Origin of the sequence: Microbacterium sp. PAMC21962 (assembly GCF_019443465.1) — a bacterium.
GTDB lineage: Bacteria > Actinomycetota > Actinomycetes > Actinomycetales > Microbacteriaceae > Microbacterium > Microbacterium hominis.
Genome location: NZ_CP080381.1, coordinates 2,358,255 through 2,373,865 on the forward strand (window position 1 = coordinate 2,358,255; position 15,611 = coordinate 2,373,865).

The window sequence follows — 15,611 nt, forward strand, 5'->3', positions numbered from 1 at the left end:
CACGCCCGGGCCGGGGGTCGGTGTGCCCGGGCCGGAGGCGGCGCGGCGGTCGAGTGTCAGCCCGCGATGCCGAGGAGCTGCTTCGCGGCGGCGACCGCGGGGCCGCCGGAGATGCGCGGATCCTGGTTGAGGGCCCCGGAGGTGATCGCGACGGCGAGCCCCGGCACGTCGACGTTGGTCACGAAGATGCGCAGGTCGCCGGTGTTCTTCGTCAGCCAGGCGATGCCGCCGCGCGCCTCGAGCGCGGCATCCGCGACATAGTCGGAGCCGATGGCGGCGATGTCCTCCTTGGCGGCGACGTCGACGGCGCCGTTGTTGGTCGTGACCGTGATGCTGACATTGTTGACGTCGTCGCCGATCGCCGAGATCCAGTCGCACTGCACGGTCTGGCCGTCGTTGTCCGCACCGTTCGGCTCGAGCCCGTCGAGCGCCGAGCCCAGCAGCGACCCCATCGCGGCGCAGTCGGGGTAGCGGCCGAGCACGTCGGCGAGCGCCATGGTCGGGACCGACGGTGCGCTGCCCCCGCCCGCGTCACCACCGCCGTCGCCTCCGTCGCCGTCGCCGGGATCGCCGGTGCTGCCGGTGGGCGTCGCGGCTCCGACGGCGCCCGAGCCGGAGACCGACGGCGATGACGCGACGTCGGCCGCGGCGGCGCATCCCGCGAAGCCGAGAGCAGCGGCGCCGAGAAGGAGGACGAGAGCGGTACGGGGTACGAAGCGGGGGGCTGTCACCCGGGCATCCTAGCCAGCGTCACGAACCCGCCACGGAAGTTCTCCACAGCCCCCTCGCCTCGGCAACCTGGGCTCGACCGCTGCCGCGATCGTTGACTCGGCGCCGGTGCCGTGCGAGCCTGACGGTCAAGCACGCTCGCGGGAGGCAGCCATGGTCGAAGGCACGAAGCAATCCCCCTGGGATCTGACCACCGCCCCGGGCACATCCCGCTACAGCATCTACCGGGATGATTCCGCCGACCCTCCTGTGCTGTTCTGCCACGTGGGCACCACCTGGCTCACCTACCACGCCCGTGCCGTCGAAGATCTGGCGCAGTGGCTCGCGGCGCAGGGGGATTGGGTTCCACTCGGAGCCGCGGATGAGAACAAGCCGGCATCTCCCGGAACGATCGAAGCGTGGGCTCGGGAGCCCACGAACCCTGTCGGTGGGTGGTACGGCCTGCGCAAGGGGTATCGAGGACGGTTCGCCATGTACGTTCCTCCGCTCTTGGAGCGGCTGGGTCTGATCGAACTGACGCACGACCCCCGCAACAACAAGGCGCGCGCGATCGTCTGATCGTGCAGGTTCGCGCGGCCCCGCCCGCGGTGCCCGAACTGCAAGGGATGCCGGGCGACCCGCCGCGGCATCCGCTCGCCCGGCGGCGCGCCGCCCGAGAGACCTTGCAGTTCGGGCGCCCCTGAGGTCACCCCGCCGGCTCAGGCCGCGGCGACCCACACGGTCGTCTCCCCCGGCACGACGCCCCCGTCGATCGGCGCGCTCGACAGCACCACACGCTGCCCCGAGGCGAGGGGCAGCGCGAACGGCTCCACGCCGAACACCGTCACGACCTCCCACCCGTTCGGGCGGCGGAAGCGCAGCACGTCGTCCCGGCCGGTCTCGACCCATTCCAGGTGCTCCGGCGCGAGCAGCTCGTGCCGCAGGGCGAGCGCGCGACGGTAGAGCGAGAGGGTGGATGCCGGGTCGCCCTCCTCCGCCTCGACCGACACGTCCGCGAACCACGACGGCTGCGGCAGGTGCGCGCCGCCCGAACCGAAACCGAACGAGGAGCCCTCGCGGGTCCAGGGCAGCGGCACGCGGCATCCGTCGCGCCCGTACTGCTCCTGGTGCGTGCGGAAGAAGGTCGGGTCCTGACGCTGGTCGGCGGGGATCTCGGCCACTTCGTGCAGGCCCAGCTCCTCGCCCTGGTACAGGTATGCCGATCCGGGCAGCCCGAGCAGGAACAGCGACGCCGCGCGCGCACGCCGCAGTCCCCCGACCCGATCGATGACCGCTTCGTCGGCGCCGGCTTCGAGCCAGCCCCCGCCGTGTCGGTTCGGCACGGCGCCGTCGATCTCCTCGACCCGCGGCAGTGCGTAGCGCGTCGCGTGCCGGAACACGTCGTGATTCGACAGCACCCACGTGCTCGACGAGCCGGATCGGGCCGCGAGGGCGATGTTGTCGGTCACGATCCGGCGGAACTCGCGCGCGTCGAACGACGCGCGCAGCAGGTCGAAGTTGAACGACTGGCCCAGGCTCTCCGGGCTCGCGTACTTCGGCACCCGGTCGGAGGCGACCCAGGCCTCGGCGACGGCGGTGCGCGGCGGGTCGTACGCGTCGAACACGCGGCGCCACTCGGCGTAGATCTCGTGCACGTCATCGCGGTCGAGCAGCGGGTGCGAGCCGTCGACGGGCAGCGCAGCGAGCTCGGCCGCGGACGGCAGCGGCTCGCTCAGATCCTTCGTGAGCATGTGCGCGACGTCGATGCGGAAGCCGTCGACCCCGCGATCCGACCAGAACCGCAGCGTCGTCAGGAAGTCGGCGCGCACCTCCGGGTTGCTCCAGTCGAGGTCGGGCTGCTCGATCGCGAAGCTGTGCAGGTACCACTGCCCGTCGGCGACGCGCTCCCACGCCGACCCGCCGAACGCCGCGGTCCAGTCCGTCGGCGGCTCGGATCCGTCGGGGCCGCTTCCCTCGCGGAAGATGTAGCGCCGCCGTGCGGCCGATCCCCGACCGGCGGCGAGGGCCTCCTGGAACCACGCGTGCCGGTCGGACGTGTGGTTCGGCACGATGTCGACGACGATCCGGATGCCGCGGGCATGCAGCGCCGCGACGAGCTCGTCGAAATCGTCGAGCGTGCCGAGCCGCGGATCGACGTCGCGGTAGTCCGCCACGTCGTAGCCGCCGTCGGCGAGCTCGGAGGGGTAGAAGGGACTGAGCCAGACGGCATCCACACCCAGCTCGGCCAGGTAGTCGGCGCGCGACAGGATGCCGCGGAGGTCGCCGATGCCGTCGCCGTCGGCATCCGCGAAGCTGCGGGGGTAGACCTGGTAGACGACGGCCTGGCGCCACCAGTCCCGATCCTCCGGGCGGGAGAGCGCGGGGCGGTCGGAGACGGAGAGCAGGGCGGACATGCGGGACCTTTCGATAGGAGAGGGGAGGTGAGAGACGGGATCAGCCCTTGACGGCGCCCTGGGTGACGCCCTCCATCACCCAGCGCTGGGTGAAGAGATAGGCGAGGATCGCGGGCGCCATCGCCATGAGGTACGACGCGAACGACACGTTGTAGTTGTTGCTGAACTGCGTCTGGAAGAGGTTCTGTCGCACGGGCAACGTCTGCAGCGCCGGGTCGGAGATGATGAGCGACGGCATCATGAAGTCGTTCCAGGCGTAGAGGAACGCGAAGATGCCGACGGTCGCGCTCATCGGTGCGAGCAGCGGGAAGATGAGCTTCCAGAAGGTCTGCCAGGTGGTGGCGCCGTCGATGCGCGCGCTCTCCTCGAGCTCGATCGGGATCGACCGCAGGAACGCCGTGAACAGCAGGACGCTGAAGCTCAGCTGGAACATCGTGGCGAGGATGATGACCCCGAACGGGTTGTCCAGGCCGACGCGTCCGGTGAGCTGGATCTGCGGCAGCGCGACGACCGGGAACGGGATGAACATCGCGGCCAACAGATAGAAGAACGAGTATCGGAACAGCCGCCGATCCCAGTTGCGCTCGATCGCGTACGACGCGAACGCGGCCAGCAGGATCGTCGCGACGACGGTGCCCGCGGTGACGAACAGGGAGATGCCCGCCCCGACCGGGAACGTCGTGAGGTTCCACGCCTCGACGAAGCCGTCGACGCTGAACGGCGCAGGAAGCGAGAACGCGTTGCCGTCGACGGCCTGACCCGTCGTCTTCAGCGACATCGAGATGGTGACGTACAGCGGCAGCAGCACGGTGACGGCGCAGAGGATCAGGATGATCGTCGTCGACCAGCTGACGCGCTCACCGCGGGTGGCGGGGCTCTTGCGACGGCGGTCGTCCGCGGGCGCGAAGGCGGCGGCATCCTCGGCGACGAGGGCGGGTTGCGTGGACATCAGAAGGCGTTCCTTCCGCGAGTCAGCGAGAGCTGGAGCAGGGAGATGAGGATGGCGACGACGAAGAAGATGGTCGCGTTGGCCATCTGGTAGGCGTAGTCGCCGCCGTTGAAGCCCGCGATGATCGTCATCGCGACGCTGCGGGTGGCGGTGCCGGGGCCGCCGTTGGTGAGTCCGACGATGATGTCGTATGCGTTCAGGAAGCCCTTGAATCCGAGGATGACGTTGATGACGACGTACCCGGCGACCAGCGGCAGGGTGATGCGCACGAGCTGCTGGCCTTTGGAGGCGCCGTCCAGCGCCGCGGCCTCATAGACGTCGCCGGGCACGGCGAGCAGGCCGGCGATGTAGATGAGCAGCGTCCCCGGGATCGCCTGCCACGCGGTCACGATCACGATCGCGACCCAGGCCAGGTCGGGATCGGCGAGCAGGCTCGTCGACAGCGCCGGGATGCCGAGGGCCTCCCCGACCGACGGAAGCGAGTTCGAGAACAGGAAGTTGAAGACGTAGGCGATGATGATGCCCGAGATCACCATGGGGATCACGAACACGGTCCGCAGGGCCGTCTTCAGCCGGATGCGGGCGGTGAGGCCCACCGCGAGCAGGAACGCCAGCACGTTCACGACGATCACGGTCGCGATCGAGAAGCCGATCGTGAACAGGTAGCTCTGCAGGATGGCGGGGTCGCTGAACAGGGCGATGTAGTTGGTCAGCCCCGTGAAGTGCCACTCGCCGATGCCGATCGAGTCGGTGAAGCTGAAGAAGATCCCCACGACGCCCGGCACCGTGATCGCCAGCGTGAACAGGACGAGACTCGGGAGCAGGAAGAAGTAGTAGATCGGCTCGACGCGCCGGTGGCTGCGCCGGGCGGTGCGGTCACCGGCGGTGACGATCGTGGACGTGGTCATTGCCCGGACTCCTCTGTCTCGGTCGTGGGGGCGGGTGCGCGGAAGGCGAGGCGCGCCCAGTCGGCATCCATCGTCCGCAGCGTCGCCTCGGGGCTCGCGCCCAGCACGACGGCCTGCACGTAGTTGAAGACGGGGATTGTCTTGGGCACCAGCACCGACGGCCCCTGGTAGACCTTGCCCGCCGTGTAGAAGGGGATCATTCCGGCGATGCGGGGATCGTCCGGTGCGGGCGCGTCGGTGGTGGGGGTGAAGCCGAGCTGCGCGGCGTTGTAGGCCTCGATCGTCTCGGGGCGGTACAGGTACTCGAGGAAGTCCCGCGCGGCATCCTTGTGGCGGGAGCCCTCAGGGATCATCGCCGCGAGGTCCATGTTGACGCGCACGCGGAGGTCGGCCGGATCGTCGGTCATCGGCAGCGGGAACGTGCCGAGGTTCAGGTCGGGCGCGGTCTTCGCGATCTCGCTGAACGCCCACGGTCCCTGCAGGTACATCGCCGCCTCGCCCTTCGCGAAGGCGAGGTTGCCGTCGCCGTAGCCGCGACTGGCGGCATCCGCGTTGACGAACTGCGACGTGAGCTGCGTCATCTTCTCCAAGGGCGCGGTGAAGTCCTTCTGGAACGAGGTGGCCGCGTCGGGCCCGACGGCGTCGCCTTCCGCGGCGAGGCGGTTGAAGAAGTCGACGACGTCGACCGAGCCGCCGACCGAGTAGTCGTACCAGCCCTGTCCGACCGTCCAGTCGTCCTTGAAGGTCGCGTAGAACGGGGTGATGCCGGCCGCCGTCAGCTTCGCGCAGGCGGCGAGCAGCTCGTCCCACGTCGTGGGCACGTCGATGCCGGCCTGCGCGAAGAGGTCCTCGTTGTAGATGACGGATGCCGCCATCACCGAGTACGGCAGCGCGCTGACGCGACCCGGGCACGAGCCGTACTGGTCCATGAGGGCCTGCAGGTCGTCGCGGGTCGTGGACGCCGCGGTCGTACCGCTCAGGTCACTGAGGGCGCAGCGCTGCACGAAGCGGGCCGTCTCGTAGTTGTAGTTCGCGAGCATGATGTCGGGCGGGTTGCCGCGGACGAAGCTCGCCGAGACGACGTCGACGCCGGAGGTGTCCATCTCGACGCGCACCCGGTCCTGCGACGCGTTGTACCGGTCGACCACGCCGTTCATGAAGGCGAGGGCCTCGCGCTTGCTGAAGGTGAAGCGGATGGTTTCGCGCCCGTCACTGCTGCACCCCGCGAGGAGGGTGCCCGCCAGGGCGAGAGCGACGCCGGCGGCGACCGCCCGCAGCGCTCGAGAGGTTCTCACAGACACCGTCGTCCTTCCGTCCGGCGGCGCATGCGCCGCCTCTCGAGATTCGATCCAGATTAGATTTAGTGGTCGAATCAATTGGATGGCAATACTCTGACAGAACACCCGCGGAGAGGTCAAGAGTGAATCAGACGGTCGTCGAGAGCGGCACGGGGCGCGCCAGCGTCGACAGCGTGCTCGACTTCGCGTGGGATGCCGGGGCCTTCACCGCGACCGACGCCATGCAGGCGGCGTCTCTGACGCGATCGACCGCGATCGAGGCGATCGACACCCTCATCGAGGCGCAGGTGCTGCGAGAGCTGCCCAACGCCCGCGATGCCGGCCAGTACCGCGCGGGGCGCCCGGCGCGCCGATTCGAGCTGCGCTCCGATGCCGGGGTCATCGTCGCCCTCGACGCCGGTGACACGCATCTGACCGCCGCAATCGCGGATCTGGCGGGCGAGACGATCGTCCGCTCGCAGATTCCGCTGTCACCGGCGCAGAGCGTGGACGACCGTCGTGCGGCGATCGTGGGGCACGTGCAGGCGACCCTCGCCGACGCCCGGATCACGGCCGACCGCGTGCTGGCGCTGTGCGCAGGGGTCGCCGCACCCGTGACGCGTCGCGGCGCCTCGCCCCCGCATCCGGAAGGCTTCTGGGAGCGCACCAATCCGGGGCTGATCGACGCGCTGCACGACTGGGCAGACGTGGTGGAGGTCAAGAACGACGCGCAGCTGGCCGCTGCCGCCGAGGGCACCGACGGCGGCGCGGTCGGATGCCGCGACTACGTCGCCCTGCTCGCGGGAGAGCGCCTGGGCGCCGGCGTGGTCGTCGACGGACACCTCCTCCACGGCGCGCACGGCGGGGTCGGGGAGATGTTCGCGTTCGACTACATCCGCGACGTCGACTCGGCTTTCGGGCTCGGCCCGTCACTCGAACGGCACGCGCGCGAGCTCATCTCCCGGGCGGTCGCCGGCGGGGCGGAGGCCGGCGAGGCGGAGGCCGGGCGGGCGGGCGCCGGAGAGCGGCGTGCCGGGCTGGCCGCGCTCGACCCCGCCGCCGTGCACGGTCGGGAGGTGCTCGAGCTGGCCGCCGCCGGCGATCCGCTCGCCCGCGAGGCCACGGATGCCGTCGGTCGCGTGCTCGCGCGCATCGTGGGCGTTCTCGGGAACATGTTCGACCCCGAGCGCGTCATCGTGTGCGGGGCGATCGCCGACGGCATCCAGCCCGTGCTCGATGCCGCGCAGCGCACGCTCGCCGCGCAGATCCACCTTCCCGCGCCGGCGCTGCTGAGCTCGACGCTCGGTGGCGACGTCGTGATCCGGGGCGCGCTGGCCCGGGCGCGCGAGTGCGCCCGGGCCAGCGCCCTCCCCCGGCGCGTCGCCCGAGCCGCCCGCCCCGCCTGACCCCCGCCGCCGGCGGCAGGGCTCGGTGTTGCCCGGCCTGGCCGTGGCGTTGCCGTGGCGTGGCGTGAGCCGTCCCGTCCGGCCCCAACTGCAAGGGATGCCGGACGACACGCCGCAGCATCCGCTCACCCGGCGGCGCGCCGCGCGACAGACCTTGCAGTTCGGGACGCGGGAGGATCGAGGGCGCGGCGAGCCCTTGCAGACCGGGCGGGTCAGTCCCGCGGGGTCTTGATCAGCGCGCCGGCGACGAGGAAGACGATCGCGGCCGCCGGCTGCACGAGCGACCAGACCACGCCGTCGAACCCGAACGGAAAGACCGGGTTCCACACCACGGCGATCACGGCGAAGACCGCCGCCCACACCCACTGACGCGCCTGCACGGCGAACCAGCCGACGATCAGCGCCAGGATCGCGACGACGAAGAGCACGACGATCCCCCAACCCGCCGTCAACAGCACGGGCGCGAGGAACAGCACGGCGGCCGCGATCAACGCGGGGGCGAGGGCGTTGCGCTGGAACGTCGGCTCGCTCGGCTTCGCGCCACTCATGCGGTCGCCTCCGACACGGCATCCACCGCAGGATCGATCATCGTCATACCGGCAAGCGTGGCACGGTCGAAGGCGGGCAGCAGCGCAGCGGCCTCGGCGAGCGAGATCGTGCGTTCGATGAGGTCCTGCGGGCGCAGTCGCCCGGCCGCGATGAGCTCGAGCATCGCCGGATAGTCGACGGCGGCCATACCGTGGCTGCCGAGCAGATCGAGTTCCCAGGCGATGGCCCGCGCCATCGGCATCCCCGACAGCCCGGTCTCCGACGGGAGCAGCCCGACCTGCACGTGCCGACCGCGGCGACGCAGGCTCAGCACGGCATCCGTCGCGGTCTGTTCGGCGCCCACCGCGTCGATCGACACGTGTGCGCCTCCCCCGGTGATCCGGTGGACGGCGTCGGGCACATCCGTCCCGTCGGCGAGCACCACGGCGTCGGCGCCCAGAGCGGATGCCGCGGCCAGCGCCGCCTCCGTCCGGTCGACGGCCACGACGTGCGCACCGAGCGCGCGGGCGATCATCACGACGCTCAGTCCCACCCCACCGGCGCCGACCACGACGACCCATTCACCGGGCTGCAGCCGGGCGCGGGCGGTCAGGGCGCGAAACGCCGTCGCGAAGCGGCATCCGAGTGAGGCGGCCGCGGCGAACGACACGTCGTCGGGGATGCGCACGAGGTTGGTGTCGGCGGCGTGAAGGGCGACGCGCTCGGCGAACGAGCCCCAGTGCGTGAACCCGGGCTGCTGCTGGTCGGGGCACACCTGTGCGTCGCCGGCGCGGCACCACTCGCACGCCCCGCAGCCGCACACGAACGGCACGGTCACCCGGTCGCCGACCGCGAAACGCTCGACCCCCGCGCCCGTCTCCACGACGACCCCGGCCAGCTCATGGCCCGGAACGTGGGGCACCGCGATGTCGTCGTGGCCCACCCACGCGTGCCAGTCACTGCGGCACAGGCCTGTCGCCCGCACCTCCACGACGACGCCGCCTGCGGGTGCGATCGGGTCATCGACCTCACGCACCTCCAACGGCTCGCCGACGGCATCCATCACCACTGCACGCATCCGGGCCCTTTCGTCCCCTTCACGCTAGCCGGTGACGCGGCCCGTCCATTCCTGACCGTTTGGCACCAATCGTTGCCGTTTCCCCAGATCCGCGCGGGAAAGGAGCATACTGCACAGACAGGAGATCATTCTCACGTCGTCGACGGCTACCCTGTCCTCCCCCCTTCAGACAGGTGCCGCCATGGCCACGTCCCGCTCGTTCCCTCCTTTTCTCACGGTCCTCACCGGCCTCGCTCTCGCCGCGTCGCTGGCGATGATCGCCAGCTCGTCCGCGTCGGCGGCAACGGTGATCGACGGCCCGGTGGACCTCGGCGCCGCCGCGCCCTACGGTGTCCTCGGCGCCAGCGCCGTCACGAACACCGGACCCACCGTCGTGAACGGAGATCTCGGAATCTCCCCGGGCACCTCGATCACGGGCTTCGGGGCCGCGCCGGACGGCGTCGTCAACGGCACGGTCCATCAGACCGACGCTGTGGCCGACCAGGCGCAGAGCGACGCCACGACCGCGTACGACGTCGCCGCCTCGCTGAGCCCCACCCAGACGGGCATGACGGAGCTCAACGGGCTGTCGCTCACGCCGGGTGTCTACTCCGGCGGCACCCTCGGCCTGGCCGATACGGGTGAGTTGACTCTCGCCGGCAGCGCGGACTCCGTGTGGGTCTTTCAGGCCGCCTCGACGTTGACGATCGGCTCGGGCACGCGCATCATCATCACCGGTGGCGCCAGCTCCTGCAACGTGTTCTGGCAGGTCGGCAGCTCGGCGACCATCGGCGCCGGTGCGCAGTTCCAGGGCACCGTGCTCGCTGACCAATCGGTCACCGCCACCACGGGCGCGGTCGTCGTCGGACGACTCCTCGCCCGTAACGGCGCCGTGACGCTCGACACGAACACGATCACCGCGCCGAGCGGCTGCCCGAGTCCCGGAACGCCGTCGGAGACCATCGCTCCGGTGATCACCTCGGCCGGGCCGACCGGCGCAACCGCCGGGACGCCCTACTCCTTCACGGTCACCGCCACCGGCAACCCCGCCCCCACGTTCACGGCAACCGGCCTGCCTGTCGGGCTGAGCCTGGACGGCGCGACGGGCGTCATCTCGGGCACCCCCACGACACCGGGCACATCGACGGTGACGATCACGGCATCCAACGGCACCTCGCCGGACGATACGACCGTCGTTCAGGTCACCGTCGCCCCGTCGGCGACCGCGCCTTCGGCGAGCCCCCTCTCCCCTCCGGCGGGTGGTGACGTCGGCGGCGACCAGCCCTCCGCGGAGCTGGCGGCGACGGGCGGCGACTCCACCGTGCCGCTCGCTGCAGCAGGCCTCCTTCTCGTGGGCGGCGTCGCCCTGACCACGATCGCTCGTCGACGTCGATCACGACGTATCTGATTCCCCCCCAGCCCGCCGAACATCGAAGGAACCCCATGAAGACCGTCATCGTCCTCCTCGCCATCTGGCTCATCCTCAGCATCGTCGGCTTCGCCATCGAGGGGCTGTTCTGGCTCGGGATCATCGGCATCGTGCTCTTCCTCGCCACCGCGGCCTTCGGCGCTGTCCGCCGCTCCGCCGGCAAGGCCAAACGACGCGCCTGATCCACCGGCGGCATCCGCCCGCCCGCCGGGTGTCACCGGCACGCACGGCGGGTCGCCCTGTCAGACCGTCGCGGCGGTCCCGTCCGGCTGCGCGACCGGAGCGGACGCGAGGGATGCGGCCGGTGCGGCGGCATCCGCGTACGCCCTCGCCTGGCGCACGAAGAGCATGAGCCACGCGAACAACAGGCCGGCGATGATGAACTCCGACCCGGTGAGGTTGTAGTAGTCGACGGGTACCCAGAGGGCGACGGCGACGAGGATGCCCACGACCACCAGCACCGAGAAGACCGCGATATCGCGGCCGATCCCGGGCACGAGGGTCAGCAGGCAACCCACGAGCACGCCGAAGACGACGACCATCCCGGATGCCGCGCCCACGTGAACCGGGAAAGCCACGGCATCCGGAACGAACCCGGCGACCATCAAACACAGGCCGATCACCGCGAGCAGCCAGGCGAACAGTCGTGCACGCCGCTGCGCGGTCTCGACGTGCGCGCGCAGTCCGATCTCGAGATCGCGGGCGACGAAGTTCGCGAGCGCCGTGATCACCGCACCGGTCATGATGAGGGAGAGGTTGAACTGGTAGCCGGCGTATCCCGACTCGTTGCCCAGTTCGGAGAAGTGGAACCTCCACCAATCGCCCTGTGAGGCGCTGACCATGCTCGCCAGCGTGCCGATGAACAAGACGAGAGTGGCCAGGGAGGCGACCCCGGTCGAGGTGACCCGCGCGCCCGAGGCCGACGCGACGTAGGTCATCGCTCCGACAGCAGCTGCGGCGAGGGCAGCGGCACCGAACGGGTCGATCGTGAGGCCGCGGAATCCCAGCTGGAACAGCTCCGCGACGGCCACCACCACCAGCGCCGCGAGCATCATCATCGCGGCCGACAGCGCGATCAGGTCGGTGGCCCGCTTGGCGCGCGGCAGAGTGTTGCGCCACGCGAGATATCCACGGCGCCGTTCAAGGGCGAACGAGACGGCGAAGGCGGGACCGGCCGCGATCGCCGCGAGCAGCGCCGCCAGGCTCCCGACGGATTCGCCGCCGCCGAGCGGCATCCGCACCCCACCCATGACGAGCACCGTCGCCGCCGCTGCGACAAGAGCGGCGCCCAGCGCCCACCGTGTCGCTCGGGCCTCGACCGTCGGGGAGAAGCGGGGCGTCTCGGATGCCGCGTGGTGCGTCCGTCGCGCGGGAGACGTCCGCCATCTGCTCACGCGTCGAGCTTACTTTCGGCCCCGCCCGCACCGTTCGCCGCCGGGCCAGGACTTCGCTGGCCTGCTGCTTACCACCCATAACCCGAAGCGCAAGGTCACCGCGGCGACACGCCGCCCGGACGCGCGGCGCACCGGCGTGTCTCCCGGCATCCCTTGCACTTCGGATCACGGGCGTGTGGGCGCCCGGCCGGCGCCGCCACCCCGGCCCGCCGCGCCTGCGCGTGACGCCGGTCCGGGTGACCCCGCACCGGCCCACCCCGCCCCCCACCGCCGCGGGTACCCCAGGCCCTGGCTACCTCCCCCAGCGCACCCCGACCCGAACTGCAAGGCCACCGCGGCGACACGCCGCCCGGACGCGCGGCGCACCGGCGTGTCGCCCGGCATCCCTTGCACTTCGGATGGCGGGCGTGTGGGCGCCCGGCCGGCGCCGCCACCCCGGCCCGCCGCGCCTGCGCGTGACGCCGGTCCGGGCCACCCCCACACCGCACCGCCCCACACCGCCGCGGGCACCCCAGGCCCTGGCTACCTCCCCCAGCGCACCCCTGACCCGAACTGCAAGGCCACCGCGGCGACACTCCGCCCGGACGCGCGGCGCACCGGCGTGTCGCCCGGCATCCCTTGCATTTCGGATGCCGCCGGGCCACGCCCACTCCCCACCCCGCAGGCGCTCAGCGCGCGGGCCGCACCACGCGGTAGCGCAACGCCTGGATGCCGCGGGCCCACCGGTGGCTCGAGACGAGTTCGAGGCTCGTCGGACCGACGCCCCGCGGATAGAACGGGGTGCCCCCGCCGAGCAGGATCGGATACACGACGCTCCGATACTCGTCGACGAGTCCCGCCGCGGCCACCGCGGCGGCCAGGGTCGCACCCCCGATCGCGACCTCCCCGACCTCGTCGTCGTCGCGCAGGCGCGCGACCTCCGCGATCAGGTCGCCGCGCAGCAGCGTCGTGTTGCGCCCGGGGGCGGCATCCAGCGTCGACGACACGACGATCTTCGGCAGCTCGTTCCAGACCTCGGCGAACTCGCGCTCGAGCGGATCGAGGGTGGGCGCGACCTCCGGATCCTCCCAGTACCGCATCGTCTCGTAGAGGCGGCGCCCCAGGAAGTGAGCGCTCAGCCCGCGGACCTCCTCGAGTGCCGCCCGGAAGATCTCCGCGTCGGGCACGCCCCAGTCGAAGCGGCCCTCGGCATCCGTGATGTAGCCGTCGAGCGAGTGCGACATGGAGAACACGATCAGGCCCATGTTCCGCTCCTTCGCGTCGGTGCCGTCGATGTGCGCCCGAGGCTACACCGGGCGCCCGCGGCGCGACACGGGGTCGGCCGCCGCGGCCGGCCTCGAATTCACACGGATGCCGCGGCCAGCACGCTCCCGTTCGCCGCGCGCGGCACGAGGCGCTCGAGCTGGGTCACGTGGCGCGGCTCGAGCTCGGCGAGGGTCGAGACGCCGAGCAGCTTCATGGTGCGCTCGATCTCGCTGCGGAGGATCTCGATCGTGCGGTCGACGCCCTGGCGTCCACCGGCCATGAGCCCGTACAGGTAGGCGCGGCCGATGAGGGTGAACGTGGCGCCCATCGCGACCGCGGCGACGATGTCGGCGCCGTTCATGATGCCGGTGTCGATCATGACCGTGGCGTCCTTGCCGACCTCGCGCACGACCTCCGGCAGCAGGTGGAACGGGATCGGCGCCCGGTCGAGCTGGCGGCCGCCGTGGTTGGAGAGGATGATGCCGTCGACGCCGCGGTCGATGAGCCGCTTCGAGTCCTCGACGTTCTGCACGCCCTTGACGACGATCTTGCCGGGCCACAGGCCGCGGATGACGTCGAGGTCGTCGTAGCTGATCGACGGGTCCATCGCCGCGTTCAGGAGCTCACCGACGGTTCCTCCGGTGGTGGACAGCGACGCGAACTCGAGCTTGGGCGTGGTGAGGAAGTCGATCCACCACCACGGGCGCGGGATCGCGTTGATGATCGTGCCGACGGTCAGCTGTGGCGGGATCGAGAAGCCGTTGCGCTTGTCGCGCAGGCGCGCGCCCGCGACGGGCGTGTCCACGGTGAACTGCAGGGTGTCGAAGCCCGCGGCCGCCGCGCGCGTGACGAGTCCGTACGAGATCTCGCGCTCGCGCATGACGTACAGCTGGAACCAGTTGCGCCCGTGCGGGTTCGCGGCCTTCACGTCCTCGATCGAGGTCGTGCCGAGCGTCGAGAGGGTGAACGGGATGCCGGCGGCGCCGGCGGCGCCGGCCCCGGCCGTCTCGCCCTCGGTCTGCATCAGCCGCGTGAAGCCGGTGGGGGCGATGCCGAAGGGCAGCGCCGAGGGGCCGCCGAGGATCTCGGTCGACATGTCGACCTCCGCCGCCGGCCGCAGGATGTCGGGGTGGAACTCGATGTCCTGGAACGCCTGACGTGCCCGGGCGAGCGACAGCTCCCCCTCCGCGGCGCCGTCGGTGTAGTCGAAGGCGGCCTTCGGCGTGCGGCGCTTGGCGATCGTGCGCAGATCGGCGATCGTGAGCGCGGCATCCAGTCGCCTCTTGCGCGCGTCGAGCTCAGGCTTCTTGAACTGCATGAGTTCGAGCAGCTCGGCGGGCTTGGGCAGCTGGCGCTTGATGGGTGACATGACGGCCTTTCGGATGCGACGACGCACGGTCATGGAGAGGTCTGACCTCTAGCGCACGGTATTCGACGCGCCCTAGGCTGTCAAGCGGCGACGAAAGGCGGCGCGATTCGCGATGACGGACGACAGGACGGCATCGCCGTGGCGACCGGTGAAGAAGGCCCGCGCCCACGAGCTGGTGATCGAGGCGATCGAGGACCGGATCCTCTCCGGCGCGCTCCAGGTCGGCGACGCCCTTCCGCCCGAGCGCGAGCTGTCGGCCAGCCTCGAGGTCAGCCGCGCCGGCGTGCGCGAAGCCGTGCGCGTGTTGGAGGCGCAGGGCGTCCTGCGATCGCAGCCCGGAGCGGGCGCCACCGCGGGGACGTTCGTCGCCGCCCTCCCCCGCGACGCGCTGACCCGCTTCCTCCGGCTGCACGTCGCGCTGTCGAACTTCACCATCCAGGACGTCACCGACGCCCGTGTCGTTCTCGAGCGCGCCAGTGCCGCCTCGGCCGCGCGCCGGCTCGACGACGCCGCGCGGACGCGGATGATCGACGCGCTCGACCGGATGGATCAGCCCCACTCGTCGCGGGACTCCTTCAACGACGCCGACACACAGTTCCACCTGGCGATCGCCGAGGCCTCGGGAAGCGCCCTGTCGGCGGCGCTCACCGCCGCCATCCGCAGCGCGATGAAGGTGCCGATCCTCCGCGCCGCCGAGCGCACCGAGGAGTGGCCCGAGGAGTCCGACCGGCTGCGCGCCGAGCACCGGGCGATCTTCACCGCGATCGACGGCGGCGACGCCGATCGGGCCGCCGATCTCGCGGAGACCCATATCCGCCGCGCGGCATCCGTGCTGTTCGGACTCCCGACGACCGCGGGAAGCGTGCCGGCCGGCCGCCGATCGGAGGCCGACGGGCCGATCGTCGCACCCCGCCGGTAACGTGGAGG

The 15,611-nt window shown here is 71.2% G+C and carries 15 protein-coding genes; 5 read left to right on the forward strand and 10 right to left on the reverse strand.

Features of this window, described 5'->3' with window-relative positions:
* Positions 1-56 precede the first annotated feature (56 nt).
* Positions 57-731 carry a hypothetical protein gene (locus tag KY498_RS11295; protein ID WP_101305267.1) on the reverse strand — a complete coding sequence of 225 codons (675 nt, stop codon included), beginning with the start codon at positions 729-731 and terminating at the stop codon, positions 57-59.
* Between the two features lie 151 nt (positions 732-882).
* On the opposite strand from KY498_RS11295, the gene KY498_RS11300 reads away from it, so the two are divergent.
* On the forward strand, positions 883-1,287 hold the full coding sequence (locus tag KY498_RS11300) for a DUF6855 family protein (protein WP_101305266.1): 405 nt from the start codon (positions 883-885) through the stop codon (positions 1,285-1,287).
* A gap of 140 nt (positions 1,288-1,427) precedes the next feature.
* Here KY498_RS11300 and KY498_RS11305 read toward each other — a convergent pair whose 3' ends face one another.
* From KY498_RS11305 to KY498_RS11320, 4 genes are read right to left on the reverse strand one after another with little or no spacing between them, the layout of a single operon-like run.
* A complete protein-coding gene (locus KY498_RS11305) occupies positions 1,428-3,122 on the reverse strand; it encodes a glycoside hydrolase family 13 protein (protein WP_191009344.1) in 1,695 nt (564 codons plus the stop codon).
* A 40-nt stretch (positions 3,123-3,162) separates the two neighbouring features.
* Positions 3,163-4,071, reverse strand: coding sequence for a carbohydrate ABC transporter permease (locus KY498_RS11310; protein ID WP_191009343.1), 909 nt, complete (start codon positions 4,069-4,071; stop codon positions 3,163-3,165).
* A complete protein-coding gene (locus KY498_RS11315) occupies positions 4,071-4,979 on the reverse strand; it encodes a carbohydrate ABC transporter permease (protein WP_060960129.1) in 909 nt (302 codons plus the stop codon). The genes KY498_RS11310 and KY498_RS11315 overlap by 1 nt, the downstream gene beginning before the upstream one ends.
* Positions 4,976-6,280 (reverse strand): ABC transporter substrate-binding protein, encoded by a 1,305-nt coding sequence (locus KY498_RS11320; RefSeq protein WP_101305263.1) that lies wholly within the window; start codon positions 6,278-6,280, stop codon positions 4,976-4,978. Before KY498_RS11320 ends, KY498_RS11315 begins: the two co-directional genes overlap by 4 nt.
* Positions 6,281-6,399: 119 nt before the next feature.
* Here KY498_RS11320 and KY498_RS11325 point away from each other — a divergent pair, with 119 nt between their 5' ends.
* On the forward strand, positions 6,400-7,662 hold the full coding sequence (locus tag KY498_RS11325; protein ID WP_223848779.1) for an ROK family protein: 1,263 nt from the start codon (positions 6,400-6,402) through the stop codon (positions 7,660-7,662).
* A gap of 212 nt (positions 7,663-7,874) precedes the next feature.
* On the opposite strand, the gene KY498_RS11330 is transcribed toward KY498_RS11325, so the two are convergent.
* On the reverse strand, positions 7,875-8,210 hold the full coding sequence (locus KY498_RS11330; RefSeq protein WP_191009342.1) for a DUF6804 family protein: 336 nt from the start codon (positions 8,208-8,210) through the stop codon (positions 7,875-7,877).
* Positions 8,207-9,268, reverse strand: a complete 1,062-nt coding sequence (locus tag KY498_RS11335) for a zinc-binding dehydrogenase (RefSeq protein WP_191009340.1) — start codon at positions 9,266-9,268, stop codon at positions 8,207-8,209. The genes KY498_RS11330 and KY498_RS11335 overlap by 4 nt, the downstream gene beginning before the upstream one ends.
* Positions 9,269-9,449: 181 nt before the next feature.
* On the opposite strand from KY498_RS11335, the gene KY498_RS11340 reads away from it, so the two are divergent.
* Both KY498_RS11340 and KY498_RS11345 read left to right on the forward strand, forming a co-directional pair.
* Entirely contained in the window at positions 9,450-10,655 is a 1,206-nt protein-coding gene (locus tag KY498_RS11340; protein WP_191009339.1) for an ice-binding family protein, read from the forward strand.
* 35 nt (positions 10,656-10,690) lie between these two features.
* On the forward strand, positions 10,691-10,858 hold the full coding sequence (locus tag KY498_RS11345) for a hypothetical protein (RefSeq protein ID WP_167626536.1): 168 nt from the start codon (positions 10,691-10,693) through the stop codon (positions 10,856-10,858).
* Between the two features lie 60 nt (positions 10,859-10,918).
* On the opposite strand, the gene KY498_RS11350 is transcribed toward KY498_RS11345, so the two are convergent.
* From KY498_RS11350 to KY498_RS11360, 3 genes are all read right to left on the reverse strand, one after another.
* Complete coding sequence (locus tag KY498_RS11350; protein ID WP_191009337.1) at positions 10,919-12,070, reverse strand: DUF998 domain-containing protein; 1,152 nt, start codon at positions 12,068-12,070, stop codon at positions 10,919-10,921.
* A 668-nt stretch (positions 12,071-12,738) separates the two neighbouring features.
* Positions 12,739-13,314, reverse strand: a complete 576-nt coding sequence (locus KY498_RS11355) for a dihydrofolate reductase family protein (protein WP_191009335.1) — start codon at positions 13,312-13,314, stop codon at positions 12,739-12,741.
* A 98-nt stretch (positions 13,315-13,412) separates the two neighbouring features.
* The gene (locus KY498_RS11360) at positions 13,413-14,684 is read right to left on the reverse strand and encodes an alpha-hydroxy acid oxidase (RefSeq protein WP_219879619.1); all 1,272 of its coding nucleotides are present in this window, start codon (positions 14,682-14,684) and stop codon (positions 13,413-13,415) included.
* A 112-nt stretch (positions 14,685-14,796) separates the two neighbouring features.
* Here KY498_RS11360 and KY498_RS11365 point away from each other — a divergent pair, with 112 nt between their 5' ends.
* Positions 14,797-15,603 (forward strand): FadR/GntR family transcriptional regulator, encoded by an 807-nt coding sequence (locus tag KY498_RS11365; RefSeq protein WP_223848778.1) that lies wholly within the window; start codon positions 14,797-14,799, stop codon positions 15,601-15,603.
* The last annotated feature ends 8 nt before the right edge of the window (positions 15,604-15,611 follow it).

Excerpts from the sequence above, each read along its gene's own strand:
- KY498_RS11300 (WP_101305266.1), top strand. The coding sequence starts at position 883 with ATGGTCGAAGGCACGAAGCAATCCCCCTGGGATCTGACCACCGCCCCG.
- KY498_RS11305 (WP_191009344.1), bottom strand. The coding sequence starts at position 3,122 with ATGTCCGCCCTGCTCTCCGTCTCCGACCGCCCCGCGCTCTCCCGCCCG.
- KY498_RS11310 (WP_191009343.1), bottom strand. The coding sequence starts at position 4,071 with ATGTCCACGCAACCCGCCCTCGTCGCCGAGGATGCCGCCGCCTTCGCG.
- KY498_RS11315 (WP_060960129.1), bottom strand. The coding sequence starts at position 4,979 with ATGACCACGTCCACGATCGTCACCGCCGGTGACCGCACCGCCCGGCGC.
- KY498_RS11330 (WP_191009342.1), bottom strand. The coding sequence starts at position 8,210 with ATGAGTGGCGCGAAGCCGAGCGAGCCGACGTTCCAGCGCAACGCCCTC.
- KY498_RS11335 (WP_191009340.1), bottom strand. The coding sequence starts at position 9,268 with ATGCGTGCAGTGGTGATGGATGCCGTCGGCGAGCCGTTGGAGGTGCGT.
- KY498_RS11340 (WP_191009339.1), top strand. The coding sequence starts at position 9,450 with ATGGCCACGTCCCGCTCGTTCCCTCCTTTTCTCACGGTCCTCACCGGC.
- KY498_RS11345 (WP_167626536.1), top strand. The coding sequence starts at position 10,691 with ATGAAGACCGTCATCGTCCTCCTCGCCATCTGGCTCATCCTCAGCATC.
- KY498_RS11355 (WP_191009335.1), bottom strand. The coding sequence starts at position 13,314 with ATGGGCCTGATCGTGTTCTCCATGTCGCACTCGCTCGACGGCTACATC.
- KY498_RS11360 (WP_219879619.1), bottom strand. The coding sequence starts at position 14,684 with ATGTCACCCATCAAGCGCCAGCTGCCCAAGCCCGCCGAGCTGCTCGAA.
- KY498_RS11365 (WP_223848778.1), top strand. The coding sequence starts at position 14,797 with ATGACGGACGACAGGACGGCATCGCCGTGGCGACCGGTGAAGAAGGCC.